17 protein-coding genes and 1 tRNA gene are annotated in these 18161 nt (G+C 66.1%); 14 read left to right on the forward strand and 4 right to left on the reverse strand.

The features are described from left to right. Window positions 1-141 precede the first annotated feature (141 nt). Window positions 142-690 (reverse strand): 2'-5' RNA ligase family protein, encoded by a 549-nt coding sequence (locus O3932_RS00005; RefSeq protein ID WP_009649229.1) that lies wholly within the window; start codon window positions 688-690, stop codon window positions 142-144. 121 nt (window positions 691-811) lie between these two features. Between O3932_RS00005 and galK the strand changes: the two genes are divergently transcribed. The 12 genes from galK (at window position 812) to O3932_RS00065 (ending at window position 13495) form a co-directional block, all read left to right on the forward strand. Continuing rightward, window positions 812-2059 carry a galactokinase gene (gene galK / locus O3932_RS00010; protein ID WP_371535352.1) on the forward strand — a complete coding sequence of 416 codons (1248 nt, stop codon included), beginning with the start codon at window positions 812-814 and terminating at the stop codon, window positions 2057-2059. Window positions 2060-2162: 103 nt separating this feature from the next. Further along, on the forward strand, window positions 2163-3026 hold the full coding sequence (locus O3932_RS00015) for an SGNH/GDSL hydrolase family protein (RefSeq protein WP_296505111.1): 864 nt from the start codon (window positions 2163-2165) through the stop codon (window positions 3024-3026). Then, window positions 3016-3618: an aminoacyl-tRNA hydrolase gene (gene pth / locus O3932_RS00020; RefSeq protein ID WP_296505110.1), complete on the forward strand. Its 603-nt coding sequence runs from the start codon at window positions 3016-3018 to the stop codon at window positions 3616-3618. The genes O3932_RS00015 and pth overlap by 11 nt, the downstream gene beginning before the upstream one ends. A 57-nt stretch (window positions 3619-3675) precedes the next feature. Further along, a complete protein-coding gene (gene mfd / locus O3932_RS00025) occupies window positions 3676-7254 on the forward strand; it encodes a transcription-repair coupling factor (RefSeq protein WP_371535355.1) in 3579 nt (1192 codons plus the stop codon). A 60-nt stretch (window positions 7255-7314) separates the two neighbouring features. Continuing rightward, on the forward strand, window positions 7315-7926 hold the full coding sequence (locus O3932_RS00030; RefSeq protein WP_009649214.1) for a hypothetical protein: 612 nt from the start codon (window positions 7315-7317) through the stop codon (window positions 7924-7926). Window positions 7927-8106: 180 nt separating this feature from the next. Next, the gene (eno, locus tag O3932_RS00035; protein WP_016460196.1) at window positions 8107-9384 is read left to right on the forward strand and encodes a phosphopyruvate hydratase; all 1278 of its coding nucleotides are present in this window, start codon (window positions 8107-8109) and stop codon (window positions 9382-9384) included. 109 nt (window positions 9385-9493) lie between these two features. Beyond that, window positions 9494-10267: a septum formation initiator family protein gene (locus O3932_RS00040; RefSeq protein ID WP_371535356.1), complete on the forward strand. Its 774-nt coding sequence runs from the start codon at window positions 9494-9496 to the stop codon at window positions 10265-10267. Continuing rightward, on the forward strand, window positions 10264-10773 hold the full coding sequence (locus O3932_RS00045) for a DUF501 domain-containing protein (protein ID WP_009649213.1): 510 nt from the start codon (window positions 10264-10266) through the stop codon (window positions 10771-10773). Before O3932_RS00040 ends, O3932_RS00045 begins: the two co-directional genes overlap by 4 nt. Before the next feature lie 60 nt (window positions 10774-10833). Next, window positions 10834-11811 (forward strand): Ppx/GppA phosphatase family protein, encoded by a 978-nt coding sequence (locus O3932_RS00050; protein WP_009649228.1) that lies wholly within the window; start codon window positions 10834-10836, stop codon window positions 11809-11811. A gap of 36 nt (window positions 11812-11847) precedes the next feature. Next, window positions 11848-11921 (forward strand) — tRNA-Leu (locus O3932_RS00055). 155 nt (window positions 11922-12076) lie between these two features. Next, a complete protein-coding gene (locus tag O3932_RS00060) occupies window positions 12077-13051 on the forward strand; it encodes a Bax inhibitor-1/YccA family protein (RefSeq protein ID WP_009649218.1) in 975 nt (324 codons plus the stop codon). A gap of 45 nt (window positions 13052-13096) precedes the next feature. After that, entirely contained in the window at window positions 13097-13495 is a 399-nt protein-coding gene (locus O3932_RS00065; RefSeq protein WP_009649224.1) for an FKBP-type peptidyl-prolyl cis-trans isomerase, read from the forward strand. 71 nt (window positions 13496-13566) lie between these two features. Here the strand turns inward: O3932_RS00065 and msrA are convergent, their stop codons facing one another. Beyond that, window positions 13567-14193 (reverse strand): peptide-methionine (S)-S-oxide reductase MsrA, encoded by a 627-nt coding sequence (gene msrA, locus O3932_RS00070; RefSeq protein WP_371535358.1) that lies wholly within the window; start codon window positions 14191-14193, stop codon window positions 13567-13569. Window positions 14194-14344: 151 nt separating this feature from the next. On the opposite strand from msrA, the gene O3932_RS00075 reads away from it, so the two are divergent. After that, the gene (locus O3932_RS00075; RefSeq protein ID WP_371535655.1) at window positions 14345-15805 is read left to right on the forward strand and encodes an AI-2E family transporter; all 1461 of its coding nucleotides are present in this window, start codon (window positions 14345-14347) and stop codon (window positions 15803-15805) included. Between the two features lie 100 nt (window positions 15806-15905). On the opposite strand, the gene greA is transcribed toward O3932_RS00075, so the two are convergent. Beyond that, window positions 15906-16385 (reverse strand): transcription elongation factor GreA, encoded by a 480-nt coding sequence (greA, locus tag O3932_RS00080; protein WP_371535658.1) that lies wholly within the window; start codon window positions 16383-16385, stop codon window positions 15906-15908. Window positions 16386-16503: 118 nt separating this feature from the next. Beyond that, complete coding sequence (locus O3932_RS00085; RefSeq protein WP_371535359.1) at window positions 16504-17187, reverse strand: hemolysin III family protein; 684 nt, start codon at window positions 17185-17187, stop codon at window positions 16504-16506. A gap of 174 nt (window positions 17188-17361) precedes the next feature. Between O3932_RS00085 and O3932_RS00090 the strand changes: the two genes are divergently transcribed. Beyond that, entirely contained in the window at window positions 17362-18123 is a 762-nt protein-coding gene (locus O3932_RS00090; RefSeq protein ID WP_009648297.1) for an isoprenyl transferase, read from the forward strand. The last annotated feature ends 38 nt before the right edge of the window (window positions 18124-18161 follow it).

Genomic DNA, 18161 nt, shown 5'->3' on the forward strand with positions numbered 1-18161 from the left:
GAGGCCTGCGGGGCCTGGCCGGGCTTCGAGACGACGCGCCGAGCGAAGCTCGTGGCGCGGACGGCGAGCGGGCGGGCAGGCCTCGCGCCGCCCGGAAGTGTGGTGGCGAAGCTGCCGCGCGGAAGCGAGGCAGGCAGGAACTCAGCGTCCGGAGGCGTCGAAGTCGAAGAGGGCGATTGAGGAATAGATCCCGGATGGGTAGATGCGGTCCAAGCGGAAGCCGGGGACGATCCAGGAGGCTTCGACGGTTGCGCCGATGTCGAGGGCGAGGTCGAGGGCGACGTCGTCGACGTCCTGGGCGAGTGTGACGTGTGGGTGGTAGGGGAAGCGTGCTTCGTGGTCGAGGGGGCCGGAGCGGATTTCCTCGGCGATGTCGGTGCAGGCGTTCGCTCCTTCGGTGAGGGTCATGAAGGCGACGTTGGAGATTGGCCGGAAGGAGTCGGTGCCGGATAGGGTGATGCGGAAGGGGGCGTGTCGGGCGGCGATGGCGCGTAGGTGGTCGATGACGTCGGCGCGTGCGTCGCGGGCGACGGGTGTGGGTGGCATGAGGGTGATGTGTGCGGGGATGCGTGATCCGGCGAGGTCTCCGAGGCGTAGGCGCAGGTCTGTCAGGTGTGAGACCCAGGGTTCGGGGATGGCGACGACGACGCCGAGCCAGTCTTGGCCGGGGAGTCGTTGGGGGAGGAACATGTGGCCTGCCTGTGTCGCGGGGTGGGCTTCCCACTGTACCGGTGTGGTGGGGTTGGATAGCGCTTGAAGGTTGTGAGGGCGTTCACGTAGCCTTGTGGTGAGTGAGACCAAGGAGGATCTGATGACCGCTCTCGTGTGGGCCGATGCTGCTACCCCGGAGGAGGGTGCCGAGCAGGCTGCGGCTCTGTTTCGTGAAACGTTTGACTATGAGCCGAGGGGCGTGTGGAGTGCGCCTGGTCGCGTCAACATTATTGGCGAGCATGTGGATTATAACGGGGGGCCGTGTCTGCCGATTGCGTTGCCGCATCGTGCGTTTGTTGCGTTGTCACCGCGCTCGGATCGGATGGTGCGTCTTGTGTCGACGCAGACGCGTGCGGCGGTTGATGTGTTGGATTTGGATACGTTGGGTCCGAAGGGTACGCCGGGTGAGGTGACGAACCATTGGACGGCGTATCTGGCGGGTGTGGCGTGGACGCTGGATCGGGCGGGGTATGGGCCGTTGCGCGGCTTTGATGCGGCCTTGTGGTCGTGTGTGCCGCTGGGCGCTGGTCTGTCGTCGAGTGCCGCGTTGGAGTGTGCGACGGCGGTTGCTCTCGATGAGGTGTGCTCGCTGGGTCTGGCGGGCACGGTTGAGGCCCCGAACGATGAGGGGCGCAAGGTGCTCGTGGATGCCGCCCGCGCCGCTGAAAACCAGGTGGCGGGTGCGAACACGGGTGGCCTGGATCAGACGGCATCCCTGCGCTGTCGTGAGGGGCATGCGCTGGCCCTCGACTGCCGCGATATGTCGATACGCCAGGTTCCCTTCGACCTGAGCGCGGTCGGCCTCGAGCTTCTCGTCATCGACACGCGTGCCAAGCATTCGCTGGCGGATGGCCAGTACGGGTCGCGCCGCGCGGATTGTGAGGAGTCGGCTCGGATCCTGGGTGTGGATCAGCTGGTCGATGTGGAGGATGTGGACGAGGCCTCGGCTGCGTTGGGTGGTGAGCGTTTGGCTGCGCGCACCCGCCATGTTGTGTCTGAGATTGCGCGTACGCGCGCCTTCATCGAGCTGTTGGATGAGGGGCCGTTGGAGGGTGTGCGCGTGGCGGTTGCGGGTGCCCTCATGAATGATTCGCATGACTCGCTGCGTGATGACTATGAGGTGTCCTGCGAGGAGTTGGATGTGGCCGTGGAGGCGGCGCGAGCTGCGGGCGCGTATGGTGCTCGTATGACGGGCGGCGGTTTTGGCGGCAGTGCGATTGCGCTTGTCAGTGCGGACGCTGTGCTCGGCGTGGCCCGGGCTGTTGCGGACGCCTATGAGGCGCGTGGTTGGCAGTCTCCTCACTTCATCCGGGCTCTGCCGGGTGTGCCAGCGGGGCGGCTGAGCTAAAGAATCCTGAGACGATCCGAGGGGCCGGTGCTTCAGCATTTGAAGCACCGGCCCCGGCCTCGTTACACTTGAGGAAGCAACGAAAACGCGGGAAGGACGCAACATGGGGATCGGCAAACGAGCATGGCAGGTGGCGGGCGCGGCGGCTGGCGGCGCGAGTCTCTTCGGCGGCGGTGTGGCGATTGGGCGTCTGCTGCGCCTCGATTCCCAGCGCGGTGACTACCGCCGGTCCTGGGAGAATCACAATCTGGCCACGCTTGAGCGCCTGCGTCAGCTTGACGAGCACCCCGAGGGGGAGTCCCCCTACTTGATCGTCTCCCTCGGCGATTCTTCCGTGCAGGGTATGGGTGCCTCGCGCGTCACCGAGTCCTACCCGGCGCGCCTGGCCTCAGCGATTGCGCAGCAGATGGATCGCGAGGTTCTGCTGCTCAACCTGTCCCTGTCGGGTGCCACCATCGAGTCCGTGGAACTCACTCAGCTCCCGCAGATGCGCGGCTTGGGCCTGCTGGACGGCCCCTACCGCCCCGACCTGGTGACGCTGACTATCGGTGGTAACGACGTGATGGCCGAGGATATGGCCCCCGGCCAGTTCGAGGAGCGTCTGCGTCGGATCCTGGCTGCGCTGCCGTCCGGTGCCCTCGTCTCCACGATCCCGTCGTTTGGCATCATGCCGCAGGAGAGCCGCGCGCAGGACATGTCCGACCGCATCCGCGCCGCTGTCGAGGACTCTGACGCGCACCTGGTCGACCTGCGTTCTCTCACCCAGGAATACTCGCTGCCGACGTACACGTTCGCCTACCACGCGGCGGACTTCTTCCATCCCAATTCGGCTGCCTACGCCAAGTGGGCGCAGCTCTTCGCCGACGCCTGGGCCGAGTCCCGACGTGAGCCAGCCCCCGTCGTCGAGGACGCCCCCCAGTGGGACATGCTCTCGGCGCGGGTGGCACAATCGGAGTATGACGACTGACGGACCGTGGCTCGTCGTCGGGTTAGGTAACCCCGGCGCGCAGTATGCCTCCACTCGACACAACGTCGGGTATTTGACCCTCGACGTGCTGGCCGCGCGCGGCGGTGCGACCTTGACATCGCACCGCTCGCGTACGCACACCGCCGACGTGCGCCTCGGGATCGGCCCGGGTGGCGTGCCCGGCCCCCGCGTGATTCTCGCGCGCTCGGACAGCTACATGAACACCTCGGGCGGCCCGATCAGTGCGCTCGCCTCCTTCCTGAAGGTCCCCCCGGCTCGTATTCTCGTCATTCACGACGACATGGACCTGCCCGCGCACACCCTGCGCCTGAAGGTCGGCGGGGGAGAGGGCGGCCACAACGGCCTGAAGTCCCTCACCCAGCACCTGCATACCCGCGATTACGCGCGCCTGCGCATCGGCGTCGGGCGTCCCCCGGGGCGCATGGATCCCGCTGACTATGTGCTGGCCGCCCTGCCCTCCAAGGAACGCCCCGACTGGGACGTGACCTTCGAGCAGGCAGCTGACGTCGTCGAAGACATCGTGACCAAGGGTTTTGCCCCCACCCAGATGATCCTGCACACCGGGTCCTGAACAAGGTGGTGCCCCACGTTGGGCACCACCGCGTACCCTCACCGCGAAAGGCAGCGCGTGCTACTTACCGGACTCCTCCCGGACATCTCCACCGATCCCGCGATCGAAACGGCCACCGACTCCATCGAGGCGGGCCGTTCGGGCACAATCGTCGCCCCCGTCGGTATCCGGCCACCCCTCCTTGCGGCCGTCGCCACGCGCGCGGCAACGCCGCTCGTGGTCCTCACCGCCACCGGGCGCGACGCCGAGACGCTGACCAACGCCCTGGCCTCGTGGATCCCGGGTGTCGCGATGCTGCCCGCGTGGGAGACCCTGCCCCACGAGCGTCTCTCGCCCCAGGTCGACACGATGGCCCGGCGCATCGCCGTCCTGCGCCGCCTCGTCCACCCGGTGGCCGGAGACGAGAGCGCGGGTCCGATCTCGGTCCTCGTCGTCCCCATTCGTGCGTTCCTCCAGCCGATTATCTCCGGCCTGGCGGACCTCGAACCCGTGCGTGTGCGCACCGGCGATATCCTGGACCTCACGGACGTCACGAACCGACTGGCTGAACTCGGATACGAGCGCGTCGACATGGTCGAAGGACGCGGCCAGATGAGCGTGCGCGGCGGCATCCTCGACGTGTTTCCACCCCAGGAACCCCACCCACTGCGCGTCGAGCTGTGGGGCGACGAGGTCGACGACATCCGCGCCTTCTCCGTCTCCGACCAGCGAACCCTCGGCGAGGCCGCCGACGGGGTGTGGGCCGTGCCCTGCCGCGAACTGCTCCTGACCCAGGCCGTGCGCGCCCGCGCCCGCGAGGCCGCCGCTCGCCTGCCCGGTGCCGCCGAGATGCTCAGCCTCGCCGCCGAAGGAATCGCGGCCCCCGGCATCGAATCCCTGGCCCCCATCCTGGTGTCCGGCATGGACTCCCTCCTCGACCTGCTGCCCGCAGGCTCACCGATCCTCGCCTCCGACCCCGAACGCATCCGTGCTCGCGCCGCCGACCTCGTCGCCACGACCGAAGAGTTCCTCGCCGCCGCGTGGAGCGCCGCAGCCGGGGGAGCCGACACCCCCCTCGAGGCCTCCAAGGCCTCGTTCCTCGACCTGGGGGACCTGTGGGGGAGTGGGACGCGCCCCTGGTGGGAACTCACCGACCTGCCGCCCGCCGACCTCGCCTCCGCCATCGACGAGGCCGACTCGCCCTCAGCGGACGGCCCCGCCCCCGTCGTCGTCTCGCCCACCCTCATGCGTGTAGGTGCCCGCGACGTGCACCCCTACCGCGGGGACTTCGCCCGCGCCGCCGCCGACCTCACCGACCTGGCCAGAGACGGCTGGCGCATCGTCGTCACCACCGAAGGCCCCGGCCCCGGCCGACGCATCCGATCCATCCTCACCGACGCCTCGTGCCCGGCTGCGCTCGCGGACAACGTGGAAGCGCAGCCAGACCCCGGCCTCGTCACGATCACGACCGCGCAGGCCGGCGTCGGCTTCGTCGCGCCCCACCTGAAACTCGCGATCCTCACCGAGGGAGACCTGACCGGTCGCGTCGGAGCCACCACGCGCGACATGCGGCGCATGCCCTCGCGCAGGCGCAAGGGCGTCGACCCCCTGACCCTGCACCCCGGTGACTACATCGTCCACGACCAGCACGGCATCGGGCGTTTCATCGAGCTGGTCTCCCGCACAATCGGGCGTGGGGACGCGGCCTCCACGCGCGACTACCTGGTCATCGAGTACGCGCCCTCCAAGCGCGGCCAGCCCGCCGACCGGCTCTTCGTGCCCACCGACGCGCTCGACCAGATCTCCAAGTACACGGGATCCGACGAACCCTCCCTCACCAAGATGGGCGGGGCTGACTGGGCGAAGACGAAGGCCCGCGCGAAGAAGGCCGTCAACGAGGTCGCCAAGGAACTCATCCGCCTGTACGCCGTACGCCAGCAGACCAAGGGACACGCCTTCGGACCCGACACGCCCTGGCAGCGCGAACTCGAGGACGCCTTCCCCTACGTCGAGACACCCGACCAGCTCGTCACCATCGACGAGGTCAAGGCCGACATGGAAAAACCCGTCCCCATGGACCGCCTGCTCACCGGCGACGTCGGCTACGGAAAGACCGAAATCGCCGTGCGCGCCGCCTTTAAAGCCATCCAGGACGGCTACCAGGTTGCGGTCCTCGTGCCCACGACCCTGCTGGTCACCCAGCACGCGGAGACCTTCGCCGAACGCTACGCCGGGTTCCCCGTGCACATCGGCACCCTCTCGCGCTTCTCTACCCCGAAGGAGACCGAAGAGGTCAAGGCGGGGCTGGCCTCGGGCAAAATCGACCTGGTCATCGGCACACACTCCCTGCTGACCGGCACCGTCTCCTTCAAGAAGCTCGGCCTGGTCATCATCGACGAGGAACAGCGCTTCGGCGTCGAACACAAGGAAACCCTCAAAGCCCTGCGCACCGACGTGGACGTCCTATCCATGTCCGCCACCCCCATCCCACGCACCCTCGAGATGGCGATCTCCGGCATCCGCGAGATGTCGATCCTCCAGACCCCGCCCGAAGAACGCCAGCCCGTCCTGACCTTCGTCGGCGCCTACACGGATGCCCAGGTCAGCGCCGCAATCCGGCGTGAGCTGCTGCGCGATGGACAGGTGTTCTACGTGCACAACCGCGTCGACTCGATCTCCTCGGTCGCCGCCCACATCTCCGAGCTGGTCCCCGAGGCCCGCGTGCGCACCGCCCACGGCAAGATGAACGAACACCAGCTCGAGGCCGTCATCCAGGACTTCTGGAACCATGAGTTCGACGTCCTCGTGTGCACGACCATCGTCGAAACCGGCCTAGACATCTCCAACGCGAACACGCTCATCGTTGACCGCGCCGACACCTTCGGCCTCTCCCAGCTCCACCAGCTGCGCGGGCGCGTCGGACGAGGCCGCGAACGCGCCTACGCGTACTTCTTCTACCCGGGTGATAAGGCTCTGACCGAGACCGCGCACGAGCGCCTGAAAACAATCGCGGCGAACACCGAGCTGGGCGCAGGCCTGGCCGTGGCCCAGCGCGACCTCGAGATCCGAGGTGCCGGTAACCTCCTGGGAGGCGCCCAGTCCGGCCATGTCGAAGGCGTCGGATTCGACCTGTACGTGCGCATGGTCTCCGACGCCGTGGCCGCCTACCGTGGCGATGCACCCGCGGAGAAGGCGGACGTGCGCATGGACCTGCAGGTGGATGCGCACATTCCTGAGGGCTACGTACGCGGCGAACGCCTGCGCCTCGAGGTCTACGCCAAGATCGCGGCCACGACCACCCCCGAGCAGGAGAAGGACGTGCGCGAGGAACTCGTCGACCGCTACGGCCCGATTCCTCCCCAGGTCGACCTGCTCTTCGCGGTCGCACGCCTGCGCGAGACCGTGCGCCGCGCGGGGATCACGGAGATTGTCACTCAGGGCAAGTACCTGCGCGTCTCGCCCGTCGAGCTGCGCGACTCCCAGGTGATGCGCCTCAAACGCCTGCATCCGGGCACGGTCATCAAGGCCGCTGTCCGCCAGGTCCTCGTGCCCCTACCGCTCACCTCGCGCGTCGGCGGGTCCCCGCTCACCGATGGTCCGCTCCTGGAGTGGGTGGAGACGCTGGTGACCAAGATCCTTGTGCCTTTTGGCGAGTAGTGCCTGTGGTGGAATACACTGGTCCTATTGCGTCGCAACACATCTGAGGAAGGAACGCTCGTGCGCTACACACGCCAGCTGGCATCCACCGCCCTGATTGTGGCCGCAGGACTGGGAATGGGGGCGTGCTCCACCCATCCCGGCGCTGCCGTCATCACCTCGTCGGGAGTCACATACTCCAACGCGGACATCAAGGAAGCCGCCCAGGAGCTGTTCGACATGAAGCTCACAAAGTCGGTGGACACCGAGTATGGGATCCGTACGAGTCTGATGAATAGTGAAGCCCTGGCCGCCGCAGGTGCCAGCGTGGGCATTACCGTCACCGACGAACAGGTTGACGCGCTGATCGCGCAGGATGTCGCACAGGCTGGAGGCACTGTGCCCGCCACAATGGGGCGTGCGACCCGCGCCATCTTCGAATCTGAGACGATCAGTCAGCTTATCAACGCGCAGGCTCAGGTCGATCCGACGGCTGGAAAGATCGCATCCGCCGCCCTGGCAGAGGCGCAGAAGAACTCCGGTGCCATCCTCAACCCGCGCTTCGTTCAGCCCTCCCTCGGCGGAACCAACACCCCGGAGGTCCCATTGTACGGAGACGCAGTCGCCGCTCCGAAGGACCCCGACGTGTCCTCGCTGATGGGTGGGGGAACGAATGGCCCTAAGACGCAGTGACGCACGTGTGAGTGTTCGCTCACAGTAGGCGGGGGACTAATGTCGCTTGTCCGGCGTCGCGCATAGGAGCGTTTCGCTCCAAACAATAAGACGTCGCCTCATCGGGGGTGACCACACATGGCGGTCCGTATTACCGTTGTACTGACCGCTTCCACGCAACAACATCGATTGGAGAATGACGTGGCAGTTATTGAAGGCATTGGTGCACGCGAGATCCTCGACTCGCGCGGTAACCCGACCGTTGAGGTCGAGGTCGTCCTTGAGGACGGCACCGCTGCGCGCGCGTCCGTTCCCTCCGGCGCGTCCACCGGCGCGTTCGAGGCCGTCGAGCGTCGCGATGGCGACAAGGGCCGCTACCTCGGCAAGGGCGTCCAGGACGCTGTTGACGCCGTCGTCGAGCAGATCGCCCCCGAGCTCATTGGCGAGGAAGCCGACGATCAGCGCTACATCGACCAGGCCATGATCGACCTGGACGGCACCCCCAACAAGGGCAAGCTCGGCGCGAACGCCATCCTCGGCGTCTCCCTCGCCGTGGCCAAGGCCGCCGCGAAGTACGCGGACCTGCCCCTGTACAAGTACCTGGGCGGCCCCAACGCTCACGTCCTGCCCGTCCCCATGATGAACATCCTCAACGGTGGCTCCCACGCGGACTCCAACGTTGACATCCAGGAGTTCATGATCGCCCCCCTCGGCGCTCCCTCCTTCCGTGAGGCCCTGCGCTGGGGTGCCGAGGTCTACCACACGCTCAAGGGCGTCGTGAAGGACCGCGGTCTGTCCACCGGTCTGGGCGACGAGGGCGGTTTCGCCCCCAACCTGGACTCCAACGCTGAGGCCCTCGACCTGATCGTTTCCGCGATCGAGAAGGCTGGCTTCAAGCCGGGCGAGGACGTTGCCCTGGCCCTGGACGTCGCCTCCTCCGAGTTCTTCAAGGACGGCCTGTACCAGTTCGAGGGTGAAGGCCGCTCGACCGAGTACATGGTTGAGTACTACGAGAAGCTCATCTCGAACTACCCGCTGGTTTCCATCGAGGATCCGCTGGATGAGGACGAGTGGGATGCCTGGAAGGCCTTGACCGCCGAGATCGGTGGCCGCGTCCAGCTGGTCGGCGACGACCTGTTCGTTACCAATCCCGCCCGCCTGAAGAAGGGCATTGAGCTGGGTGCTGCAAACGCGCTGCTCGTGAAGGTGAACCAGATTGGTTCGCTGACCGAGACCCTCGACGCCGTCGAGGAAGCGCACCGCAACGGCTACCGTTCGATGACCTCGCACCGCTCCGGCGAGACCGAGGACACCACCATCGCCGACCTGGCCGTCGCCACCAACTCCGGCCAGATCAAGACCGGTGCTCCCGCTCGCTCCGAGCGCGTCGCCAAGTACAACCAGCTGCTGCGCATCGAGGAGCAGCTGGGCGAGGCCGCCGTCTACGCCGGCCGCTCTGCCTTCCCTCGCTTCAAGTGAGCCTAGGCAACTAGCCGCATAGCTCCGCGCGGGTCCGCAAGGATCCGCGCGGAGTTTTTTCACGGCGTGGAACCAGGCCAAAATCGCCCCGATAGGGCACGATAGAAGAATGGCTAGTCGTCGTCCCTCCTCCCGCCCATCCCCGCGTCGTCGCGCGTCCTCCTCTGACGGGGCGCGTTCGACGCGCGAGATCAACGCGGAAAAGTCACGTCAGCGCCGGGCTGCCGCACAGGCCGCAAAGAAAGACGAGGCCTCGGCGCGGGGAAAGAAGAAAGCCAGCACAGCGGATCGCAAGAAAGCCGGGCGTACTCAGTCCGATTCCGCGAAGGCAACCGCGTCCTCGGCCCGTGAGCGACTGGCCGCACGCACTCGTGAACGCGGTGCGAAGCGGACGCCGCGCGAGAATGGCAACATCCTGTCGATCGGCGGCTTGGACGTGTCCACGCGGCTTGTCGTCGTCATGGTCGTCGCGGCGATCCTCTCAGTTATGCTCGTGCCCAGCCTCTTCCAGTGGTGGCAGCAGGAGCGCGAACTCGCGCAGATCAAGTCACAGGTCGCTGAGCAGCAGAAGAAGAACGCCGACATGCAGCGTCAGCTTGACCTGTGGAACGATCCCGACTACATCTCGACGCAGGCACGCGAACGCCTGGGATACGTGCGTCCGGGTGAAACTCAATACACGGTGGTTGATCCGGGGCCGCAATATCAGGACTCCGCCATGGCTGCTGCGGCGACGCCCACCGGACCCGCACGCCCCTGGGTGCAGCAGGTCGCTATCCTAGTGGGGAAGGCGGACCAGCCGCCCACCTCGAATCCCATCCCGTCTGCTGATACCAGCGAGTCGGGACAGGAGAACACCACCGGCGAAGAAAGCGAAGAATGAGCCTCGTTAACACCACGGACGCCACCGAAGCGGACCTTGAGGTCCTGCGCGACCAGCTGGGCCGCGTGCCCCGAGGCGTCGTCGGTATCGCCGCGCGCTGCGTGTGCGGGCGTCCCACGGTCGTCGCAACGGCTCCGCGCCTGCCCGACGGGACTCCGTTTCCCACGACCTACTACCTGACCCACCCGGCCGCCGTCAAGGGTGCCTCGACGCTTGAGGCCGAGCACGTCATGGAAACCCTCAACGAGGAACTCGCCGCCGACGAGGAGCTGCGAGCTGCTTACGCGCGCGCCCACCAGGCCTACATCGACGCGCGCCTGACCTTGGGCGACGTCCCCGAGATTTCCGGCGTCAGCGCCGGCGGTATGCCCACGCGCGTCAAGTGCCTGCACGCCCTCGTTGGCCATTCCCTGGCCGCGGGTCCCGGCGTGAACCCCATCGGAGACCGGGCACTCGCAATGCTGGAGGAACGCGGTCTCTTTTCGACCGCGCGCTGCTCCTGCTGACCGCGCCCACCGAAGCTAGCCCCGGCCTCGTCCGGGACGACACACACGAGAAACGAAGCGATGACCCGCGTAGCTGCCATTGACTGTGGAACAAACTCAATCCGACTGCTCGTCGCCGACGCTACCGTCGGCGAGGACGGTCGCACCCGCCTTGCCGATCTGACGCGCCAGATGCGTATCGTGCGCCTGGGCAAGGGGGTGGACGCACGCGGCTACCTGGACCCGGGAGCGATTTCGCGCACCGTGGAAGCCACCATCGAATATCAGCGGATGATCGAGAAGCTCGGCGCGACGCGCACCCGCTTCGTTGCGACGTCGGCGACGCGCGATGCCTCCAACAGCGCCGAATTCGTCCGCCAGATCAAGGCGGTCATCGGCGTCGAACCCGAGGTTATCGTCGGCACGGAGGAGGCCTCGCTGTCCTTCCGCGGTGCCGTCGGCGGGCTGGGGGGCAGCGTGCGCACCCCCATGCTGGTTGTCGATATCGGCGGCGGCTCGACCGAGCTGGTGCTGGGGTCGACGAGCGTCAAGCAGGCGATCTCCATCGACATGGGCGCCGTGCGCGTCACGGAGAAGTTTTTCGCCCGCGTGGATCCGTCCGGAGGAGTGCCCGCTGAGGACCAGGCCCGCGCGATCGCATGGATCGACGAGCAGCTGGACGGTGCCGAGAAGGCAGTGGACCTTGCGCGCGTGCGCTCCCTCGTCGGGGTCGCCGGGACCGTCACGACGCTGACCGCGCAGGCCCTGGGCCTGACCTCCTACCAGCCCGAGCGCATTCACGGTGCCCGCCTGAGCGCCGCCCAGTTCGACCAGGCCGTGCGCTTCATGGTCGACCAACCGACCTCCGTCAAGGCATCCCTGGGCTTCATGCCCGAGGGCCGCGAGGACGTCATCGCCGCCGGCGCGCTCATCTGGAGTCGGATCGTGACCCGCGTCCTCGCGCGCGCGGAGGCGGCCGGGCACCCCATCAGCGACATCATCACCTCCGAGCACGACATCCTCGACGGTATCGCGATGGCGATGGTCGACCAGGCTTGATGCGCGTGCCAGCCTCCCGTAGGCTGGTAGCGTCCCGCCCCCGTAGCCCAATTGGCAGAGGCAACCGACTTAAAATCGGTGTGTTGTGGGTTCGAGTCCCACCGGGGGTACTGTCACGTGCGCCTCATGGACGAGGCCGTGGCTCCTTGCGCGTGCGCGCGCCACAGACGGAGGCCAGTTTCGTTGTACGCATAACGGTACGTTTCCCTCCGCGCGTGCCTCCGTGCGAGACTTGAGGCAATACGTCACTGAACAAGGAGGAAATATGGCCAACCCGGTGATGAACTCAATCGTCAAAGACTGGTCCACCCAGCAGACAACCCCCGCCGGATACCCGACCATGCCCGGCTACCAGCCCGCCTCGCAGCAGGCTCCCAACCCGTACGCCGGACAGACGAACCCGTACGCGGCCCAGCAGGCTCCGGCGTACGGTCAGCCGACCGGTTACGGCGATCCGCAGGCCTACGGCCAGCAGCAGGGAGCATACGGTGATCCGATGGCCTCCTATGAGGCGATGATGACCGCTCCCGCCGCCGATGCAGTGGATCGCGGCCGCATGACCTACGACGATGTCGTGGTCAAGTCCCTCATCTGCTTCGGCCTGCTCCTGGCAGGTGCGACCGTCGGCTGGATGATGGGTCTCGCGTCGCCCTCCATCGCGGTGGCCAGCATGTCCGTCGGCTGCCTCGTGACCCTCGGCCTCGGCCTGTTCGTCCAGTTCTCGAAGAAGGTGCGCCCCGGCGCAATCATTGCCTACTCGCTCATTGAGGGCGTGGTGCTTGGTGCGCTGTCCTGCTTCTTTGAGATCGTGTACCCGGGCATCGTGGTGACCGCGGTCCTGGCGACCCTCGTCGTCATTGGCGTGACGCTGGGGGCCTTCAGCTTCGGCTTTATCCGCAACTCGGGCGCGGTTACCCGCATTGCGACCATCGGCTCGATCTCGTTCTTCTTCTACTACATGATCAGCCTCATCCTGTCCCGTTCGGGCGCGGTCGACATGACGGCCGTCAACAACTACAAGGTGTTCGGCTTCATTCCGCTTGGCGTCATCATCGGCGTGATCGCGATTATCATCGGCGTCCTGTGCCTCGTGCGCGACTTCGACGCCGTCAAGGTCGGCGTGAACACCGGTGTGCCCGTCAAGTACTCGTGGCTGTGCACCTTCGCGATCATGACGGACGTCATCTGGATCTACCTCGAGATCCTCAAGCTCCTGTCCTACTTCATGCGCCGCGACTGACGGCCATCCCTCTCAGCGACCCCTACCCCAACAAGGAAAGACACCATGGAGAACATTTCTGTCACCGGCGAATTCGGCCGCAAGCCCGCCCTCGCCTTCGAGGGTACCCCTTCCGACGAACTCGTCGTCGAGGTCCTGCGCGCGGGCGACGGCCAGGTGGTCGAGGCCGGCGACACGATCACCTGCCACTACTACGGCGCGGTCTTCGGCTCCGCCACCGACTTCGACAACTCCTTTGATCGCGGCGGTGCCCTGTCCTTCCAGATCGGCGTGGGTATGGTCATCCCCGGCTGGGACGAGGGCCTGGTCGGCAAGCGCGTGGGTGACCGCGTCCTGCTGTCCATCCCCGCTGAGCTTGGCTACGGCGCGCGCGGCGTCCCGCAGGCCGGCATCCCCGGCGGCGCAACCCTCGTGTTCGTCACGGACATCCTCGGCGTGAACTAATCGCAGTTGACAAACGGGGCGGGCCAGCACTGGTGTGCTGGCCCGCCCCGCGTGCGTGAGGCGTCCTCCAATTACTCGTGGGGAAGCGCCGGGCAGGCAACCCCGGTGCGAGCGTGGCACTCATAGCCGCCAGGATTCTTCGCCAGGTACTGCTGGTGGTACTCCTCGGCGAGCCAGAAGCGGGCATTCGACTCGGGCGAGGGAGCCGGAGATATCACCGTCTGGATCGGGCCGAAGCCGCGTGCGGAGAGGACCTCCTGGTAGGCCTCGCGCAGGGCCTGCCCGATGCGCAGCTGGTCGGGTGTGGTCGTCCAGATCTGCGAGCGATACTGGTCGCCGATGTCGTTGCCCTGGCCACCCACCTGCGTGGGGTCGTGAATCTCGAAGAAGAGACGGATCAGGTCGACCGCGCTGGTCGCCGACGTATCGAAGACGACGCGCACCGTCTCCGCGTGGCCCGTCGAATGCGAACACACCTGCCGGTAGGACGGATCGGGGGAGTGCCCGCCCATGTAGCCCACCGCCGTCGAGACAACACCGGGCGCATTCCACAGTGCCTTTTCGACACCCCAGAAGCACCCCCCGGCCAGGAAGATAACCTCCTGGCTGGCCCCGGCCTCGTCAATGAGAGGCGTACCAAACACGGCATGTACGGAGGAACGGACCCCCGTCTGTGCCAAACGAAAGAAAGTATCCATGTCTCACATTTGACCACCGCCACCCCCACATGCGCCCGATGAGCGCGTAAAGACGGGAAAAAGTGACAGGCGCGGGTAGTCTTGGGGCGTGAGAAAAGGAGAACCAGTGGCTACAGCACCTAAACGACCGCGCTGGAATCTGTCGGGCCTAATGGGACGGCTGAACGCAGCGCTACCCGCGAAGAACGCCGGAAGAGGAGCATTCTCTGGCGAGATGCACACTCCCGCCCCCGTGGTTCTCTCGGTGCGCGAGGAAAACCACGATGAACTTGACGCCTCCGCCCTGGTGCCACGTACCCTGCGCGTAGCCGCGGCCTTCTCGTGGCGCACGCTCGTCGTCGTCGGGCTGGTCACCGCTTTCCTGTGGGCCGCCGCCGGGCTCACGCTCGTCATCATGCCGGTCGCGATTGCCTTGACTCTCGCCGTGCTGCTCGAACCCCTCGTTTCATGGATGCGGCGCAAGCTGCACTTCCCCTCGTCCCTGGCCGCAGCCGTCGGCCTCCTCGTTTTCTTCTTCGCCGTTGCCGGGGCGCTGAGTCAGGCAGCCGCCGAGCTCATCCAGCAGGTCCCGCAGCTGGCCGTGCAGGCTGCGGAGGGCTTTGGCACCCTCATCCAGATGATCTCGACCAACGACTACCTGAAGAACGGCCCGCTCAAAATCGACACGACGGTGCTGAACCAGGCGGCCGATCAGATGCGCAGTGAGGTGATGAACTGGCTCAACACGAACAAGGAGACGCTGGCGACCGGTGCTCTCAACATCACGTCGTCGGTGGGCACGCTGGCCACCTCCGGCCTGACGATGCTTTTCTGTCTGTTCTTCTTCCTGAAGGAAGGGCGCTCGATCTGGCTGTGGTGCGTGCGCCTGCTGCCCGCTCCCGCGCGCGTTCCCGTCCACGAGAGCGCGATCCGCGGTTGGGCGACCTTCGGCTCCTACGTTCGTACGCAGATTCAGGTGGCGGCCATCGACGCGGTCGGCATTGCACTGGGCGCGTTCTTCCTGGGTGTGCCGCTCGCCATCCCGATTGGTGTTATCACGTTCTTCGCGGCATTCGTGCCGATTCTGGGTGCCTTGACCTCGGGTGTCATCGCGGTGATGGTTGCTGCGCTGAACGGCGGTCTGTCGAAGGCGATCATCATGCTGATCATCATTCTGGTCGTCCAGCAGATCGAGTCCAACATCTTGCAGCCCTTTATGATGTCGAACGCGGTGTCCCTGCATCCCGTGGCCGTCATGCTGGTTATTACCGCGGGATCAGCGATCGCGGGCATTGCGGGTGCGGTCTTCTCCGTGCCGATTGCGGCCTTCATTAACGCGACGGTCATGTACCTGCACGGCTACGACCCAATGCCTGAGTTGGCCACGGCGCAGGACCGGCCGGGAGGCCCCCCGGGAACGCTCGAGAAGCAGATCGCCGCGACGTATGCTGGTAAGCCTGATACGCGTCCCTACACGTCGGTCCTCGAGGCCGATGGGGACGAGGTCGTGGCATCCGTGGATGCTCACGCCGAGGTTCGCGTGGAGCGGGAGGCGCCCGCCCCCTCAGGTGCGGTTGCCGAATCTGCGGGGGAGAAGTCGGGCGAACCCCCGACGCCCCACGTGGAGGCCTGATCCTCCCCTTCGAATACGTAGACGCGAGTGGGTCCCACCTGATGGTGGGACCCACTCGCTGCGTATGTAGCACGCGGCAGCGCGAACGCTGCGCGCAGGCTCAGCCTTCGAAAGGCTTGGCGTCGAGGATCTCGACGTCGATCATGCGGCCGGTGGGGGCCTCGAAGGAAAGCTTGTCGCCTGCCTTGTGACCGATGACGGCGGCACCGAGGGGTGCCTGCGCGGAGAAGACCTGAATGCCCAGGTCGCCTCCGGCGTCGCGAGAGCCGAGCAGGAACGTCTGCTCGCGACCGGCGACGATGGCGGTGACAACCATTCCGGGTTCGACGATGCCGTCGTCGGCGGGGGTGTCGCCAACCTCGGCGTGCTCGAGCATCTCCTGGAGGACCTGGATGCGCGTCTCGTTCATGGACTGCTCGTTGCGCGCGGCGTGGTAGCCGCCGTTCTCGCGCAGGTCGCCTTCCTGGCGGGCTGCATCGATGAGGCGTGCGATCTCGACTCGCTTGACCTCGATGCGTTCCTTGAGCTCGTACGCGAGCAGGTCGTACTGGGCCTGCGTAAGCCATTGAGTGTCGGCCATGGTTCCTCCATTGACGTGTGTCAGTCGATTGAGCGCCGACACGTGGGTGTCGGCGCGCACGGTGTTGAGTGTAGCAACAATGTGCACGACGACGTGGTCGGCGTGCGCGGTCGTCGCGTTAGGAACCTAGGACTGCCAGGTAGACGGCGATGCAGTGGCAGGCCCACGCGGCGACGGTGAAGGCGTGGAAGATCTCGTGGAAGCCGAACCAGGTGGGGGAGGGGTCGGGTTTCTTCGCGCCGTAGACGACAGCTCCCAGCGTGTAGAGGACACCGCCCGCGACAATGAGCCACACGATGGCGGGGCCGCCTCCTGCCCACAGCTGAGGCAGGTACCAGACGGCGACCCAGCCGAGGGCGACATACACGAGGGTGCTGAGCCAGCGCGGTGCAGTGGGCCAGAAGAGGTTGAGGAGGATGCCGATGATCGCGCCTCCCCAGACGACGGACAGGAGGATTGTGGTGTCGGAGCGGCTGAGGAGCGCGATGGTCAGCGGCGTGTAAGTGCCCGCGATGAGTAGGAAGATGTTGGAGTGATCCAGCCGCTTCCACATGATCTCCCAGCGTGGGGCCCAGTAGAAGCGGTGGTAGGTCGCGGAGACGCCGAAGAGAATGAGGGAGCATGCCAGATAGACGGCCGACCCGATTTTGGTCGGGGTCGTGGGGGCCAGACACACGAGCACGATGGATGCGGCCAGCGACAGGGGGGCGGCTGCCAGGTGGAGCCAGCCGCGCAGCTTCGGCTTGATTTGGACGAGCTGTCCGGACGCCCACTGCTTGGGCGTGAGCGATGCGATCTTCATCTCTTCACCTCATCAATTTCTTACGCTACCGTAGGTTACTACGGCGTAAATTCCGGGGTTCGGCATGTTCTCGCACTGCGAGAGTATTTCTGTTTCCCTGTGACGAACGGCGCGATACCCTTACTGTCATAAGAGTAGGCCGCTTCGGCCTGTGCGACACGAAGGAGAGACGACATGGGCCAGTGGAACATGCTCTACGACATGTACGAGCGTCGCCTCAAAGCCGAGCTGTCCGATGCAGCAGTCCCCAAACACATCGGCGTCATCCTGGATGGAAATCGGCGCTGGGCGAAGTCGCTGGGGGCAACCGCCTCGCAGGGACACCGCGCGGGAGCCGGCAAGATCGCCGAGTTTCTCGATTGGTCCGAGGACGCTGGGGTCTCCATCGTCACGCTGTGGCTTCTGTCTACCGACAACCTGGCGCGCGACGAGGGCGAGCTGGGTGAGCTGCTGCGCATCATCTGCGAGGCCGTCTCCCTCCTGGCGGACCAGGGGCGTTGGAAGCTGGCCGTCGTTGGTGACCTAGCTCTGCTGCCTGAGCAGGTGAGTGAGGATCTGCGTGCGTCCGTCGCGCGCACCGCAAGCGTGCAGGGTATGACCGTCAACGTCGCGGTCGGCTACGGTGGCCGCCACGAGATTACCGAGGCCGTGCGCTCCATGATGCGCGAGGCCGCGGCAAAGGGACTCACCCTCGATGAACTCGCCGACTCCTTCACCGACGCGGACATCACCGCCCACGTGTACACGAAGGACCAGCCCGACCCCGACCTCGTCATCCGAACCTCGGGCGAACAGCGCCTGTCGGGCTTCATGCTGTGGCAGTCCGTGCACTCCGAATACTACTTCTGCGAGGTCTACTGGCCGGACTTCCGTCGCGTCGACTTCCTGCGCGCCTTGCGCTCCTACGCCCAGCGTGAGCGCCGCATGGGCAAGTAGCCGCGCCCACCAACGAACGAGGCCGGGATCCCATCACG

It is taken from the genome of Pauljensenia sp. 20925_1_25, assembly GCF_041433955.1.
Classification (GTDB): Bacteria; Actinomycetota; Actinomycetes; order Actinomycetales; family Actinomycetaceae; genus Pauljensenia.

Bases quoted from the DNA above. Each gene is read 5' to 3' on its own strand.
- pth (WP_296505110.1), top strand. From the start codon at position 3,016: ATGACGACTGACGGACCGTGGCTCGTCGTCGGGTTAGGTAACCCCGGC.
- O3932_RS00065 (WP_009649224.1), top strand. From the start codon at position 13,097: ATGGAGAACATTTCTGTCACCGGCGAATTCGGCCGCAAGCCCGCCCTC.
- O3932_RS00015 (WP_296505111.1), top strand. From the start codon at position 2,163: ATGGGGATCGGCAAACGAGCATGGCAGGTGGCGGGCGCGGCGGCTGGC.
- O3932_RS00085 (WP_371535359.1), bottom strand. From the start codon at position 17,187: ATGAAGATCGCATCGCTCACGCCCAAGCAGTGGGCGTCCGGACAGCTC.
- O3932_RS00050 (WP_009649228.1), top strand. From the start codon at position 10,834: ATGACCCGCGTAGCTGCCATTGACTGTGGAACAAACTCAATCCGACTG.
- O3932_RS00045 (WP_009649213.1), top strand. From the start codon at position 10,264: ATGAGCCTCGTTAACACCACGGACGCCACCGAAGCGGACCTTGAGGTC.
- msrA (WP_371535358.1), bottom strand. From the start codon at position 14,193: ATGGATACTTTCTTTCGTTTGGCACAGACGGGGGTCCGTTCCTCCGTA.
- O3932_RS00060 (WP_009649218.1), top strand. From the start codon at position 12,077: ATGGCCAACCCGGTGATGAACTCAATCGTCAAAGACTGGTCCACCCAG.
- O3932_RS00090 (WP_009648297.1), top strand. From the start codon at position 17,362: ATGGGCCAGTGGAACATGCTCTACGACATGTACGAGCGTCGCCTCAAA.
- O3932_RS00040 (WP_371535356.1), top strand. From the start codon at position 9,494: ATGGCTAGTCGTCGTCCCTCCTCCCGCCCATCCCCGCGTCGTCGCGCG.
- O3932_RS00075 (WP_371535655.1), top strand. From the start codon at position 14,345: ATGGGACGGCTGAACGCAGCGCTACCCGCGAAGAACGCCGGAAGAGGA.
- galK (WP_371535352.1), top strand. From the start codon at position 812: ATGACCGCTCTCGTGTGGGCCGATGCTGCTACCCCGGAGGAGGGTGCC.
- greA (WP_371535658.1), bottom strand. From the start codon at position 16,385: ATGGCCGACACTCAATGGCTTACGCAGGCCCAGTACGACCTGCTCGCG.
- O3932_RS00005 (WP_009649229.1), bottom strand. From the start codon at position 690: ATGTTCCTCCCCCAACGACTCCCCGGCCAAGACTGGCTCGGCGTCGTC.